At 72.7% G+C, this 13,613-nt stretch carries 15 protein-coding genes; 6 read left to right on the plus strand and 9 right to left on the minus strand.

Annotated features, from left to right (window positions below; translation table 11 throughout):
* Positions 1–17: 17 nt before the first annotated feature.
* The 4 genes from fahA to ACWCSD_RS18990 all read right to left on the minus strand — a co-directional run bounded on the left by fahA (position 18) and on the right by ACWCSD_RS18990 (position 3,749).
* Positions 18–1,121 (minus strand): fumarylacetoacetase, encoded by a 1,104-nt coding sequence (gene fahA, locus ACWCSD_RS18975; RefSeq protein WP_449916428.1) that lies wholly within the window; start codon positions 1,119–1,121, stop codon positions 18–20.
* Positions 1,118–1,876 (minus strand): hypothetical protein, encoded by a 759-nt coding sequence (locus tag ACWCSD_RS18980; protein ID WP_397161651.1) that lies wholly within the window; start codon positions 1,874–1,876, stop codon positions 1,118–1,120. Before ACWCSD_RS18980 ends, fahA begins: the two co-directional genes overlap by 4 nt.
* Entirely contained in the window at positions 1,873–3,042 is a 1,170-nt protein-coding gene (locus ACWCSD_RS18985) for a homogentisate 1,2-dioxygenase (RefSeq protein ID WP_358298814.1), read from the minus strand. The genes ACWCSD_RS18980 and ACWCSD_RS18985 overlap by 4 nt, the downstream gene beginning before the upstream one ends.
* 77 nt (positions 3,043–3,119) lie before the next feature.
* Positions 3,120–3,749 (minus strand): helix-turn-helix domain-containing protein, encoded by a 630-nt coding sequence (locus tag ACWCSD_RS18990; RefSeq protein ID WP_352361631.1) that lies wholly within the window; start codon positions 3,747–3,749, stop codon positions 3,120–3,122.
* Positions 3,750–3,835: 86 nt separating this feature from the next.
* On the opposite strand from ACWCSD_RS18990, the gene ACWCSD_RS18995 reads away from it, so the two are divergent.
* Genes ACWCSD_RS18995 through ACWCSD_RS19005 form a run of 3 tightly spaced genes read left to right on the plus strand, consistent with a single transcriptional unit; the run spans position 3,836 to position 6,205 of the window.
* The gene (locus tag ACWCSD_RS18995; protein ID WP_449916433.1) at positions 3,836–4,474 is read left to right on the plus strand and encodes a hypothetical protein; all 639 of its coding nucleotides are present in this window, start codon (positions 3,836–3,838) and stop codon (positions 4,472–4,474) included.
* Positions 4,475–4,513: 39 nt separating this feature from the next.
* Positions 4,514–5,668, plus strand: coding sequence for an NAD(P)/FAD-dependent oxidoreductase (locus ACWCSD_RS19000; RefSeq protein WP_449916434.1), 1,155 nt, complete (start codon positions 4,514–4,516; stop codon positions 5,666–5,668).
* 57 nt (positions 5,669–5,725) lie between these two features.
* Positions 5,726–6,205: a hypothetical protein gene (locus ACWCSD_RS19005; RefSeq protein WP_397161648.1), complete on the plus strand. Its 480-nt coding sequence runs from the start codon at positions 5,726–5,728 to the stop codon at positions 6,203–6,205.
* On the opposite strand, the gene ACWCSD_RS19010 is transcribed toward ACWCSD_RS19005, so the two are convergent.
* On the minus strand, positions 6,197–7,447 hold the full coding sequence (locus tag ACWCSD_RS19010) for an MFS transporter (RefSeq protein WP_397161647.1): 1,251 nt from the start codon (positions 7,445–7,447) through the stop codon (positions 6,197–6,199). The two genes, ACWCSD_RS19005 and ACWCSD_RS19010, sit on opposite strands and share 9 nt — an antisense overlap.
* Before the next feature lie 272 nt (positions 7,448–7,719).
* On the opposite strand from ACWCSD_RS19010, the gene ACWCSD_RS19015 reads away from it, so the two are divergent.
* On the plus strand, positions 7,720–9,006 hold the full coding sequence (locus ACWCSD_RS19015; RefSeq protein ID WP_397161646.1) for a hypothetical protein: 1,287 nt from the start codon (positions 7,720–7,722) through the stop codon (positions 9,004–9,006).
* Positions 9,007–9,045: 39 nt separating this feature from the next.
* On the opposite strand, the gene ACWCSD_RS19020 is transcribed toward ACWCSD_RS19015, so the two are convergent.
* Both ACWCSD_RS19020 and ACWCSD_RS19025 read right to left on the minus strand, forming a co-directional pair.
* A complete protein-coding gene (locus ACWCSD_RS19020; RefSeq protein ID WP_449916437.1) occupies positions 9,046–10,230 on the minus strand; it encodes a PucR family transcriptional regulator in 1,185 nt (394 codons plus the stop codon).
* Positions 10,231–10,293: 63 nt separating this feature from the next.
* Positions 10,294–10,494, minus strand: coding sequence for an EF-hand domain-containing protein (locus ACWCSD_RS19025; RefSeq protein ID WP_352324961.1), 201 nt, complete (start codon positions 10,492–10,494; stop codon positions 10,294–10,296).
* A 142-nt stretch (positions 10,495–10,636) separates the two neighbouring features.
* Here ACWCSD_RS19025 and ACWCSD_RS19030 point away from each other — a divergent pair, with 142 nt between their 5' ends.
* Positions 10,637–11,155, plus strand: a complete 519-nt coding sequence (locus tag ACWCSD_RS19030) for an N-acetyltransferase family protein (RefSeq protein ID WP_449916440.1) — start codon at positions 10,637–10,639, stop codon at positions 11,153–11,155.
* 14 nt (positions 11,156–11,169) lie between these two features.
* On the opposite strand, the gene ACWCSD_RS19035 is transcribed toward ACWCSD_RS19030, so the two are convergent.
* On the minus strand, positions 11,170–12,048 hold the full coding sequence (locus tag ACWCSD_RS19035) for a LysR family transcriptional regulator (protein WP_358298825.1): 879 nt from the start codon (positions 12,046–12,048) through the stop codon (positions 11,170–11,172).
* Positions 12,049–12,110: 62 nt separating this feature from the next.
* Between ACWCSD_RS19035 and ACWCSD_RS19040 the strand changes: the two genes are divergently transcribed.
* Positions 12,111–13,094, plus strand: coding sequence for an aldo/keto reductase (locus ACWCSD_RS19040; RefSeq protein WP_449916444.1), 984 nt, complete (start codon positions 12,111–12,113; stop codon positions 13,092–13,094).
* Here ACWCSD_RS19040 and ACWCSD_RS19045 read toward each other — a convergent pair.
* Entirely contained in the window at positions 13,060–13,389 is a 330-nt protein-coding gene (locus tag ACWCSD_RS19045) for a hypothetical protein (RefSeq protein WP_449916446.1), read from the minus strand. The two genes, ACWCSD_RS19040 and ACWCSD_RS19045, sit on opposite strands and share 35 nt — an antisense overlap.
* Between the last annotated feature and the right edge of the window lie 224 nt (positions 13,390–13,613).

Consider the following 13,613-nt stretch of genomic DNA (forward strand, 5'->3'; position numbering starts at 1 on the left):
GAAGCACCTTGAGTTACTTATCCGATGGTTCCGGACACCTCGCCCAATGTCAGGCCGCCCGCGGTGGCCCGGATCGTCACCGTGTCGCCGTCCTGGAGGAAGGTGCGGGTGTCGCCGCCGGACAGCTTGATCGGTTCGGCGCCGTTCCAGGTCAGCTCGATGAGCGAGCCGCGCTGGTCGCGTTCCGGGCCGGAGATCGTGCCGCTGGCGAACAGGTCTCCGGTGCGCAGGGAGGCGCCGTTCACGGTCATGTGGGCGAGCATCTGGTCGGGCGTCCAGTACATGCTCGGGTACGGCGGGCGCGAGATCACGTCGCCGTTGAGCACCACCTCGACGGCGATGTCCAGGCCCCAGTCGCCCTGCCTGCGCAGATAGTCGAGCGGCTCGGGGTCCTGCGGGCGGCCCGGGACCCGGGGCAGCGCCTCCAGCGGCGTGACCCACGGCGAGACCGAGGTCGCGAACGACTTGCCCAGGAACGGCCCGAGCGGCACGTACTCCCACGCCTGGATGTCGCGCGCGCTCCAGTCGTTGACCAGCGTCACCCCGAACACGTGGTCCTCGAACGCCCCGGCCGGCGAGCCCAGCTCCGACGGCACGCCGACCACGAACCCCAGCTCGGCCTCGATGTCGAGCTTGGCGCACGGCCCGTAGACCCCGGCCCTGAGCTGGCCGTGCGGACGCCGGACCGGCGTGCCGGACACGACGACCGTGCCCGACCTGCCGTGGTAGCCGACGGGCAGGTGACGCCAGTTGGGCAGCAGCGGCTCGGCGTCGGGACGGAAGATCCGGCCGATGTTGCTCGCGTGGTCGAGCGAGCAATAGAAGTCGACGTAGTCGGCCACCTCGAACGGCATGTGCAGCCGCACCTGGTCGAGCGGGATCAGGTGGCTCTCGGTGACCGAGGAGTCGCCGGTCAGCTTGTTCTGGATGAGGGTCCTGGTGTCGTGCCAGGCCGCGCGGCCCCTCGCCATGAACGGGTTGAGCGAGGGGGCGGCGAACACCTCGTCGTGCAGCGCGGCGGCCAGGTCGAGCACCTTGTCGCCGTACCTGACGCCCACTCTGGGCGATTCGCCCTGACGGGAGAACACGCCGTAGGGCAGGTTGTCCACTCCCCAGCTCACTGAATCACTCCTAGCGTCTGCAGGTCCTCGATGGGCGTGCCGGTGCTGCAGGAGCCGTAGCTGACCAGCAGCCGCCGCGCCCGCTTCGCGGTCTCCTCGGTCACGGCACCGGCCAGCCGCACGAGATGGCCGACGTCGGTGGTGCGCAGCACGGGCGCGGGGTCGCGGCCCTCCACAGCCTCGCAGACCGACAGCAGCAGGTTGAGGAAGCCGTGTCGGTCGACGCCGAGGCTCGGGTCGAAGTGCCGCACCGCGTGGTGCAGCCCGGCCGTGGCCTTGAACGGGACGTCGGCCTCGACGCAGCCCCGGACGAACGCCGCGAGGTGCTCCACCGACGGGAACGCCTCGGCCTTGAGCCCGCCGCAGCGCACCTTCAGCCCCACCCCGTCGGGCACCCCGGCGACCTTCCGGTCCGGTGGGACCTCGACGAACAGCCGCACGTGCGCCGGCAGGCCGAGGCGCCGGGCCAGCTCGGCGACGGACTCGTCGGCCCCGAGCGGGATCTCGACGAAGTCCACCGGCAGGTCGCCGAAGTCGGGGAGCTCGGGCGTGTCCACGATCAGCCCGATGCGCCGCGGCCGGTAGGCGTGCCCGCGCAGCCGGTCGAGCCGGCTGGCCGGGCAGAGGAAGCGGTGGGTGAGCACGCCGTTGCCGTGCTCCAGGTCGCGCTGGTTGCGGGCCAGCGCCTCGTCCATGTGCAGCGACGTCGGCGGGAACAGGCCCGCGTCGTCGACCAGTTCGCTGAAGAGAGTCATCGTGCCCAGGTCCATGCGTAGCCGGGATCCTCACAGGACAGCGCGCCCGGCCCGAGGTCGAGCGGGCGGAAGGTGTCGACCATCACGGCCATCTCGCTCGTGGTGGTGACGCCGCGGGCGACCGCGTCGATCACCGCCTCGACCGCGCCGGGCTGCGGGCCGTGCGTGAACCCGGCCGGGTGCAGCGAGACCGAGCCGACGTCGATGCCCGAGCCCTTGCGCGCGGTGTAGTCGCCGCCCACGTAGAACATGAACTCGTCGGAGTCCACGTTGTGGTGGTTGTACGGGATCGGGATGGCCTCGGGGTGGTAGTCGAGCGGCCGCGGGCAGAACGAGCAGACCACGAACCCGGGCCCCTCGAACGTCTGGTGCACCGGCGGCGGCGCGTGCGTCTTCTTCACGATCGGCTCGAAGTCGTCGATGTTGAAGGCGTACGGGTAGAGGTAGCCGTCCCAGCCGACCACGTCGAAGGGGTGGTTGCGGTAGACGAGCCTGGTCAGGCCGCCCCGCGTGCGGACCAGGACGGGCACCTCCTCGCCCTCGGCGAGCAGGGTCTGCGTGGGGGCGCGCAGGTCGCGTTCGCAGTACGGCGCGTGCTCCAGGAACTGCCCGTACTGCGACAGGTAGCGCTTGGGCGGCCTGATGTGCCCGGACGCCTCGATGGCCAGCACGTTGACCTGCCCGTCGGGCACCCAGCGGTGGATCGTGCCGGTCGGGACGACGACGTAGTCGCCCTCGCCGGCCTCGATGACGCCGTAGGTGGACTCGAAGCGGACCGAGCCGCGCTGCACGTAGACGCACTCGTCGCCCATGGAGTTGCGGTACAGCTCGCTGGGGCGGTCGCTGGTGGCGTACGACAACCGGACGTCGGCGTTGCCGGCGAGCAGGATGCGGCCGTCGACCAGGTCACCGGCGCTGGACAGCTCCTGCGTGCGGAAATGGCGCGGGGAGAGCGGCAGGTTGGGCTCCAGCCGCGTCGCGGACGCGGGCGTGACCGCCTCGGCCTTGATGATCGCGGTGGGCAGGTGGCGGTGGTAGAGCAGCGAGGAGTCGGACGAGAAGCCCTCCTCGCCCATCAGCTCCTCGGCGTAGAGGCCGCCGTCCGGCCGCCTGAACTGCGTGTGCCGCTTGCGTGGCACTTCCCCAACGACGCGGTAGTACGGCATCCGCCCTCCATGTTGTCCGCTTATCGGACGCATGTGTCCTCTATGTGTGACCACCGTCCGACATCGGTGTGGAGATGTCAACCCAGCGCGGCTGCCAGCTCGGCGGCCGCCGCCACCACGCGCGGCCCCGTCTCCTCCTCCAGCGGGCCGAACGTCACCACCCCCACCGAAGCCTCCAGCCACGGCAGCCCGGTCACGGGCGCGGCGATGCCCCGCGCCCCCACCTGCAACTGCCCCTCCGTCACGAGGTATTCGTCGCGCCCCTCGCGCAGAGCCAGGATCGCCCGGCCCGCCGCGCCTTTCGCCAGCGGATGGCGCGACCCCTCCCGGTAGGCCACGTGCAGATCGGTCCAGGACGGCTCCACCACCGCCACCGCCAGCCCGTCGTCACCCTCGGCCACGGTCAGGTGCGCGGTCGCGCCCACCTGCTCGGCCAGCCGCCGCAGCGTCGGCACCGCCGCCGCCCGCAGCAACGGCTGCACGGCCTGGGCCAGCACCAGCACCCCGAACCCGAGATGCACCCGCCCTTCGGCGTCGCGGCGGACGAACCCCTCGTTCAGCAGCGTCGTCAGCAGCCGGTAGACCACCGGCCGGCTCAGCGACAGCTCGGTGCTCAGCTCGGTCGGGGTGCGCCCGCCCTTCCCGTCGGCGAGAAGTCGCAGCAGGCGCAGCCCGCGTTCGAGCGTCTGGGCGGATTCGGCGGCCATGACTTCGATTATGGAGTGACGGCCGACCAGTGAAAGAGCACGGTGAAGGGGTACGTAGGGACGAGAGGCGTCGGGGGGGGGTGGAGATGCGGCAGAGGTGGCTGTTCCTGGTCGCCGGGCTGGCTCTCTGCGCCCTGCCGCCGGCCGTGCCGTCGCTCACCACGCCGATCGCGTACATGGCGAGGGAGACCCTGATCGACCCGCCGCCGCGCGCGGAGAGCGACCGGCTGGTCGAGAACACCTTCTACCTCACCCAGGGCATCACGGTGAGCCAGTGGCTGCTGCCGGTCGCCAAGGGCGTGACCTTCCGTCCCGGCTACGTCGCCGTGGGGGTCAGCGTCGACGCGGGCGGGCGGCTGTCCGGCACGCCCTCGCGCGTGGGCACGTTCATCGCCCCGGTCCGGCTCTGCACCGGGCACTCGTGCGACGAGCAGCTCATCACCCTCGTCGTGCTCGGGAACGTTCCATGGGAGCCGCGCGAGCTGACCTTCCCGGGCCGGGCCGGCGTCCCGCTCGCCGGCGAGATCGGCATCAACGGCGGCCCCCAGGGCGTCATCCCGACCTTCAGCGTGACCGACCACGCCAAGCTGCCCGCGGGCGTGACGATCGGCCCCGACGGGCACGTGGGCGGGGTGCCCCAGGCGGCCGGCATCTCCGAGGTCCCGGTGCGCGTCTGCGTGGCGGGCAACTGCGCGGGCGTCGTGGTCCGGTTGATCATCGTCTGAACCCTTGCGCGGGGCGGTTCCTGCGGTCACGGTGGTTCCATGAAATCGGTCATTGTGGTCGGAGCCGGTATATGGGGGTCGTCGCTGGCGTTGCGGCTGGCCGAAACCGGCTGGCAAGTGACCCTGGTCGAACAGCACAAGCCCGGACACGTCCGGCAGGCCAGCGCGGGGGAGACGCGGCTCCTGCGCTGCGCGCACGGCGCCGACGACTGGTACGCGCGGCTGGCCTGGGAGGCGCGGGAGGGCTGGCGGCGGCTGGGTGAGCGGGCCGGCGAGGAGCTGTTCCTGGAGTCGGGCATGGTGTGGTTCGCGGCCCGGCCGGACGGGTGGGAGCACGCCAGCGCCCAAGTACTGAAAAATCTGGATATCCCGGTTGAGGTGCTCGACCCGGCGGACGGCCGGCGCTTCTTCCCCGACTACCGCGGCGACGACCTGAGCTTCCTGCTCCATGAGCCGCACGCGGGCGTGCTCAGGGCGCGGCGGGCGACGCAGGTGACCGCCCGGCTGGCCCAGGCGGCCGGCGTCCGGCTGGTCAGGGGACGGGCGGCGCCCGTGCCGGGGCTGAGCGCGGTCGAGGTGGACGGCGAGGCGCGGCGGGCCGACCGCGTCGTGTGGGCGTGCGGCGCCTGGCTGCCCGGCCTGTTCTCCGTGCCGGTCACGGTGACCAGGCAGGACACGGTGCACTTCGCCGCGCCCGCCGCGTGGTCGTCCCCCGAGACGCCCGCCTGGGTGGACTACGGCTCCTCGGCCTACGGGCACGGCGACGTGGACGGGGTCGGCATGAAGGCCACCTCCGACGCCGAAGGGCAGCCGTACGAGCCGGAGGAGGGCAGCCGGGCGGTGGACCCGTCCGCGGTCGAGCAGGCCCGCGACTACCTGCGGCGCAGATTCCCCTCGCTGGCGGCCGCGCCGGTGCTGTTCAGCCAGGTCTGCCAGTACGCGCTCACCCCCGACGCCGAGTGGATCATCGCCGAGGACGCGCCCGGCGTGTGGCTGCTCGGCGGCGACTCGGGCCACGGGTTCAAGCACGCCCCGGCCCTGGCCGCGTACGTGGCCGACATCCTGGACGGCGAGCGCGTCCCCGAGCCGCGCTTCGGGCTCGGCCACGAGCGCGTGGCCGCCCGCGGCCTGCGCACGAGCGGAGACCTCGGGGTAGGGCCCGCCTCACCGGGATTCGGGGGACGACGGGCGTGATCGGCGCGGGCGCGCGGATCAGACTTTCCCTGTAATCGAAACGACAGGGAGCCCGCCATGACCACCGCCCTCGCCTCGCAGACCGCCGAGCCTGGTACCCCCCAGCCGCCGCCCGTCGTGCACGCCGCCGCGCTGCTGTGGATGTCCGCCGTCGCGGCGGGGGCGTTCGAGACCGTGCTCGCCGTCGGCAGGGAGCTCTACGAGGGCACTTCGGGCGTCCTGGACCTGCTGCCCGGCGCCGGTCTGCGGGTGGCCGTCTTCGCCGCGGCGGTCTTCCTGGCGCTGCGGATGCGCGCGGGGCAGAACTGGGCCAGGCTCACGCTGGCCGTCGGGCTCGGCGTGTTCGGCACGTTGTCGCTGGTCGTGGGGCCGATCCAGTGGCTGCTGCACGGCGGCTCGATCGCCGAGGCCGCCGCCGGGGCCGACGTGGTGACCTGGCTCTTCACGATCAGCCGGGTGCTGCACGTGACGGCCGTGCTCGGGGCCGTCACGCTGATGTTCCAGCCGAGGGCCAACGTCTGGTTCCGCTCAGAGTGAGACCGGCTCGGGCTCCGGCTCGGGGGCGCGCAGGTTGCGCACCCCCGGCGCGGCCAGCGCGGCGAGCGTGGACAGCACGACGAGGGCGGCGCAGCCGAGCAGCGCCCCCTCGGTGCCGAAGGCCACCGCCGCCGGCGCGGCCAGCATCAGCCCGATCGGCCCGAACATCAGTGACCCGAGCGCGTCGTACGAGCTGACCCGCGACAACGACTCCGCCGGGATCTCGCGCTGCATCGTCGTCTGCCACAGCACGCCGAAGACGTCGAAGCACACGCCCAGCACGAACGCCCCCGCCACGATCGCCCACAGCGGCGCGTCCAGCCCGAGCAGCACGTACGGCAGCGCGGTCGGCAGGCACAACAACGTGCCGAGCAGGATCGGCCGGCGCGGGCGCAGCCGCAACGACACCAGCACCCCGGCGATCGTCCCGACGGCCTCGCCGGCCAGGAACGCCGACCAGGCCGCCGGCCCGCCCAGGGTCTCCTTGGCCAGCAGCGGCCCGAGCACGCCGTGCCCGGCCTGGATCGCCATCACCAGCACCGAGAACTGGGCGACCACCACCCAGATCCACTGCCGCGAGCTGAACTCCCGCCACCCGTGGCGCAGGTCGGCCAGCACCGAGTGCCGCTCGGCCGCCGCGCGCTCGGCGGGGGTCGGGCGCAGCAGCGCGATCAGCACGCCGGCCACCGCGAACATCGCGCCGCTGACCAGCAGGGCCCAGCCGCCGCCGAACCACAACACCGTGGCGCCGCTCAGCACCACCCCGGCCACGCGCGAGGCGTTCGCGCCGAGGCCGAGCAGCGCGTTGCCGGCCTGCAGCCGCTCGGCGGGCACGATCTCGGGGATGATGCCGGTCAGCGCCGGGAACATGACCGCAGTGCCCACGCCGCAGGCCGCCGCCGCGACGCTCATCACGGGCAGCGGCGCCCAGCCGGTCAGCAGCATCGCCGCCAGCGCGAAGTAGCCCAGCGCCATGAGCAGTTCGCCGGCCATCATCACCCGCTGCCGCGGCAGCCGGTCCGCGATCACCCCGCCGATCAGCATGAACACGATCATGGGCAGTGACTCGGCGGTGAGCACCACCGACAACGTCGTGGCGTCCGCGCCGGGCAGTTCCAGGATGCCGAAGGCGAGCGCCACGGGTGCGAAGGCGCTGCCGAGCATGGAGATGGTCCGCGCGGACAACAACAGGGCGAACTTGCGGTCGCGGAGCAGCCCGAGGTCGCGGAGGTAGTTGTGCACTGGGCCGATCCCCTCGAAAACGTTCAAATCCGTCCCAGTCTGCCGCTTGTGGCAGTGCGGTGTCGTCCCAATATTCGTCACGGGGGTGACAGGGCCGGTCGGGAAGCGCGGGCGGAGGGATGATCACCCTGCTGCCTCGCCCGCGCTCGACTGCGACGCCTACTGCGCGTCGAGAACCGCGTGAGGATCGCCGTGGATCTCATTGAAGGTTGTTGATCGTCCCGATATTGTGCTATCTGCCCACGATCGCCCCCCATGGGAGTAAAGGCGCCATGCGACTGCGGAAGATCTTCGTCATCGGACTGGCCCTGTCGTTGCTCGGCGTCGGAGTTCCCGCCTGGTCGGAGGACGATCCACGGGGCTGCAACGACCTGATGTCCGCCGACACCCCGGCGTTCGTCGTCTGCCGCTGGCTGGCCACTCCCGAGGAGGCCGCCGACATCGCCCGGTTCTGGCTGGACAACGACGGCAAGAACATGATCGACTCCGGCCCGATGCACGAGATCGTGGTCGACTGCAGCGAAGCGGGCAACGAGTGCGCCACCGACTCCGAGGGCGACGGCGAGATGCACGACGTCGGCTCCCCGGACGTCGACGGCGCCGAGGACGGCGGCACCCCCGACCAGTGCCCGGACGGCCAGAAGTGCCACGTCGACCCCGACGGGATCTCGGCCGCCGCCAAGACGGCCGCCGCCGAGAGCCCGGCGGGTCAGGCCGTGAAGAGCGCGGTCGAGGCCGGCCTGCGGACCTGGATCGAGACCGAGTTGGCCGACGACTACAAGGCGGGCAAGCTGGCCGAGGCCGCCAAGAAGGTCGCCGCCCTGGCCGCGCAGCCGGGGGTCGCCGGGATCAGGTTCACCTCGCAGCTCGGCTACAACCAGACCTTCGCCACGGCCGAGGAGCTGGACAAGTTCGTCACCGAGGCCACGACCGCGCTCCGCAACCTCGTGCCGGGCAGGAAGCTGGCGGCGCACACGGTGGTCCCGCTGTTCGGCTGCGGCGCCAACGACGCCTGCAAGGCCGAGATGACCAAGAAGTACCCGCTGCTCGACCCCGCCCGCATCGGCGCCTGGCTCTCCGGCGGCCAGATCGACCAGCTGACCCTGGACACCGGCCACCTGGCCACCGAGTACGCCACCTGGAAGATCGACGCCGCCGAGGCCCAGCGCAACCAGTGGATCCAGGTCCGCGCCCGCGCCTGGGACGCCTACGCCCAGATCGCCGCCGAGGACGCCGGGTTCACCGCCGCCGGCACCTCCAAGCTCACCGCCGAGCAGGCCACCCAGGCCATCACCGACCGCATCGCCGCCCCGCTCCAGGCCGACGCCGCCGAGACCGTCGTCCTGTGGAGCCGCTGGCAGGACGCGCAGGGCCAGGTCAACCGCGTGTACGGCGAGAAGTGGGCGGCCAACACCACCTGGGACCAGCTCAAGAAGCTCGGCACCGTGCGCCCGCGGCTGGCCACCGTCTACGACTACAGCAGCCCCGAGGCCGACGTCGCCACGGACATCAAGAACCTGTCCGAGGTCTTCGGCCAGGTCTACCTGCACACCGCCTGACGGCAGCCGCCCGGTCCCGCCCGGTCCCCGCCGCGCCGGTCACGGCCCGGCGGCGATGAGGGCCTGGCGGGCCCTGAGCACGATCTCCAGCTCGAACCGGACGTCGGGATCGGCGAGCTGGTCGCCGTAGAGCTCTTCGAGCTGCCGCAGCCGGTAGCGCACGGTCTGCGGATGCACGTGCAGCCGGGCGGCCACCTCGCCGACGCCCCGGCCGTGCCGCAACCAGGCCAGCAGCGTCTCGGCCAGCCGGTCCTGCTGGGCGGGCCGCAGGTGGGCCAGCGGCGCGAGGCGGGCCTGCGCCATGGCGCCGACCAGCTCCTCGTCCTTGAACACCACGAGCGTGGCCATGTGGTCGGCGCAGCGCAGGAGCCCGCGCGGCAGCACGCCGCGCCGGGACAGCTCCAGCGCCTCGCGCGCCCACCTCAGGGACGTCGCCGCCGCGGCCGGCGGCACCGCCGGGCCGATCGCGGCACGGTGACCGCGTAGCGCGTGGTCGAGCAGCTGCGCCTGTCCCGGCCCGTCCGGGTCGGGCACCAGCAGGCACGGCGCGGGCCGCTCCAGCCCGCCGAGCACGTCCGGCGGCAGCGCGGGCGCCCGGTACGTGCCGTGCCGGTCGTCGAGCGCCACGGCCGCCACGGTCCGCGGCAGCCGCCATCCGGCGGCCCTGGCCAGGTCGGCGACGGCCTCGGGGGCGGCGGGCGGCCGGCTGAGCAGTAGGTCGAGCAGGCGGTTGCGGCGGCGTTCGAGCTCGCCGGCGGCGTGCGCCCTGGCCTCGTCGAAGCCCTGGGCGGCGGCGTCGGCGAGCCGGTCGAGGCAGACGAAGATGGCCTCGCCCAGGTCGTACACGGTCTGCGGGGTCAGGCCGAGCGGGTCGGCGATCTCCGTCAGCCGCCGCCAGCAGACGCGGGCGCCGAGCCGCATGGCCGTCTGCAGCGGCTCCAGGTTGCGGCCCTCGGCCGCCTCGCCCTTGCCGATCATGCGGAACGGCTCGGGATCGAAGGGGGCGCCCGGGTTCTCGATGCGGTCGAGGAAGCCGTCGATGGCCTCCTCGACCGCCATCTTCACGACTTTGATGGAGATCTCGTCGGCCGGTCGGGCGTACTCGGGGATCCGGGTCTGGATCTCCTCGACCACCTCGGCCGAGACCTTTCCGATGCCCGCCTTGAGCGTTCTCACGATGTCCGCGGGGAGCCGGGTTTCGCTGATGTCACTCTTGATGGCCATCGTCCCTCCTGTCGCCATTGTGGCTCAGGCGAGAAGAGTTTGCCTAGCAAGAGCTTGTTTCTGTCATTTCTGCAGGAATGCGCCGAACTCGTCCACGTCAATCAGGCCGTCGCCGTCCTTGTCCAGTTTCCGCACGCCTTCCTGGGCCGCGTCCAGCGTGATGGGCTGGCCGAGGATCTCCATCAGGCGGACGAGTTCGACGGCGGAGATGCGGCCGTCCTTGTCGACGTCGATGAGGTCGAAGGTGATGGCGTGGTCGCTCATAGGGGGTGCCTTTCCTGTGTTACCGGTGCGTCGGGTCAGACCTTAGTGGCGACTTCCCGAAACGTGCCGATGAATTCGGGGTGATCGCCGGAAAAGCGAGTCTTTCCCGGATTTGCGGCTTCCGGGGTGATAGCACGGACACATGCGCATCCGGCAGGCGACCCCGGCCGACGCCCAGGCGCTCGCCGAGGTCCACGTACGGTCGTGGCAGGCCGCCTACCGCGGGCTGCTCCCGCAGGACCACCTCGACGGCCTGGACCCCGCGGCCCGGCGACCAGGCTGGGAGCGTTGGCTGGCCGGCACGGCCTGGCCCCGGCAGGGAACGCTGGTCGCCGAGGCAGACGGGCGGGTGGTCGGCTTCGCCGGCGTGCTGCCCGCCCGGGACGACGACGCGGACGGCGCGACGGTCGCCGAGGTCGCCGCCATCTACCTGACGCCGGAGAGCTGGGGACGGGGCATCGGCCGGGCGCTGATGGACGCGGCCCTCGCCACCCTGACCGAGGCCGGCTACCGGGAGGCCGTCCTGTGGGTCCTGGACGCCAACGTCCGCGCCCGCCGGTTCTACGAGGCCGCCGGATGGCACGACGACGGGGTGACCAAGGACGACGGCAGCCGGGGCTTCGTCCTCACCGAGGTTCGCTACCGGCGCTCGCTCGCCTGACCGGCCCGGCCGCGTCAGACCGTGGCGGCGGCCCGTTTCAGGGCCTCGACGAAGGCGGTGACGTGGGGACGGGCGTCCCCGCGGCGCCAGGCGATGGCGAGCCGGCCCGGCTGCAGACCCGTCACCGGGCGGTAGACCATGCCCGGACGCTTGTAGAGCGCCGCGTTCCCCTCGGCCACCAGGACGACGCCCAGCCCGCTGATCACGGCCTCGAACACCTCCTCGGGCGTGTTCGCCGTGACGCCGACGACCGGGTCGTCGTCCCGGGCGTCGCGGGCGAGCCAGAAGTCGCGCAGCGGGCCGGCCGCGGCGGGCAGCGCGATGAACGGCTCGTCCCGCAGCTCGGCGAACGGGACCTCGGCCAGGCCGGCCAGCCGGTGACCGGCCGGCATCGCCACCCCCCGCTCCTCGGTGACCAGCACGTACGTCTCCAGCCCCGGCGGCACCGGCAGCCAGATGAACGCCACGTCGGAGGAGCCGTCGGCCAGGCCGCCGCTCGGGTCGTCCCAGCCCACGAGCCGGAGCGACACCTCCCATCCGGGCCGGGCCTGCCGGAACAGCCGCAGCGCCTCCTGCTGCAACCCGCGGCCGACGGCCGTCTGCATGCCGATGACCAGCGTCCCGGCGGGGGCGGCGGCGCGGGCCGTCTCCACGCCGGCGGCCCAGCGTCCGAGCAGGTCGCGGGCCACCGGCAGCAGCGCCGCGCCCTGCCGGGTCAGGGTCACGCCGCCGTGCACGCGTTCCAGCAGCGCGAACCCGAGCTGCCGCTCCAGCACCCTGAGCTGCTTGGACAGGGCCGGCTGCGAGACGAAGAGGCGCTCGGCGGCGCGCGTCACGTTCAGCTCCTCGGCCACCGCGACGAAGTAGCGGAGGTCCCGCAGGTGCACGTCCATAACCGATGGTTATAGCAAAGGGTCTTGGACGCCGGGCGTCCCCCGGCGGCACGATCATCGTCATGAAGACACGCGAACTCGGAACACTGCAGGTCCCCGCGCTCGGTTTCGGCGCGATGGTGCTCTCGCCCGGTGTGTACGGCGACATCGACGACACCCGCGCCGAGAAGGCGTTGCGGGCGGCCCTGGACGGCGGCGCCGGCCACATCGACACCAGCGACGCCTACGGCGTGGACGGCCACAACGAGCGCCTGGTCGGCCGCGCGCTCAAGGGACGCCCCCGCGACGAGGTCGTGGTGGCCACCAAGTTCGGCCTGGCGATCCCCGAAGGCGAGCCCAGCCGCCCGTACCCGGTCGGGTACGCCTTCAACGAGCTGCGCGTGAACGCCGACCCGCGCCTGGTCCGCCGCTACGCCGAACGCAGCCTGCGCAACCTGGACACCGACGTGATCGACCTGTACTACCTGCACTACCCGGACCCCGGCGTCCCGGTGGAGGAGACGGTCGGCGCGATGGCGGACCTGGTGCGCGACGGCCTGATCAGGCACATCGGCCTGTCCAACGTGACGGCGGCCCAGCTCAGGGCCGCGCACGCGGTCCATCCGGTGACGGCCGTGCAGAACGAGTGGTCGATGTGGCGGCCGGTGGAGCCGGACCTGCTGGCCGCGGCCCGCGAGCTCGGCGTCGGCCTGGTGGCCTGGAGCCCGCTGGGCAACGGCTTCCTGGCCGGCACGGTCCAGCGGCTGGAGGAAGGCGACTTCCGTCACAACGCGCCCCGGTTCTCGGCGGAGAACCTGGCCGGCAACAACGACAGGTACGCCCCCATCCGCACCCTGGCCGCCAACCTCGGCATCACCCCCGCCCAGCTGGCCCTGTCGTGGCTGCTGCACCAGGACGAGCACGTCGTGGCGATCCCGGGCAGCCGCACCCCCGCCCACATCGAGGAGAACCTGGCCGCCGCCGACCTCACCCTGCACCCGGACACCCTGACCAGGATCGACGAGGCGCTGGTCAGGTTCGACGTGTCCGGCGGGACCCTGCTGTGACCGCCGGGCCGCCGCTCCCCAGCGTCGCCCGGACGGCGCACAGGGCCGCGCCCACGAGCAGGACGGCGACCGCGGCCACGACCCGCAGCAGCCCGTCGGCCGAGGACGGCGCGGCGAAGTAGACGCTGCCGAGCCCGGCGACGGCGGTCACCCCGGCCAGCACCGGCCCGGTGGCGTTCAGCGCCGAGATCGCCGACGCCAGCCGCGGCTCGACCAGCGTGGTGACGCGCGCGATCAGCGGGCTGTACCCGGCGGCGTGCCCGGCCCCGGCCAGCAGCAGCAGCGGGACGGCCACGACCGGCCGCCACTCGTCCCGGCACAGCAGCGCCAGCAGGCCCGCCCCGGCCGCGAAGGCGACCGGACCCGCGACCGGCAGGAGCCGCTGCAGTCCCCGCGGATACCGGGTCCAGCTCAGGCTGAGCGCGCCGAATCCCAGCGCGTACGGGCGGCCCGACCAGGTAGATGCCGCCCTGCCCCTTCTCGAACACCTCGTGCGTGACGGTGGTGTCGTTGCTCACC

This window comes from Nonomuraea sp. NPDC001684, from assembly GCF_053596515.1.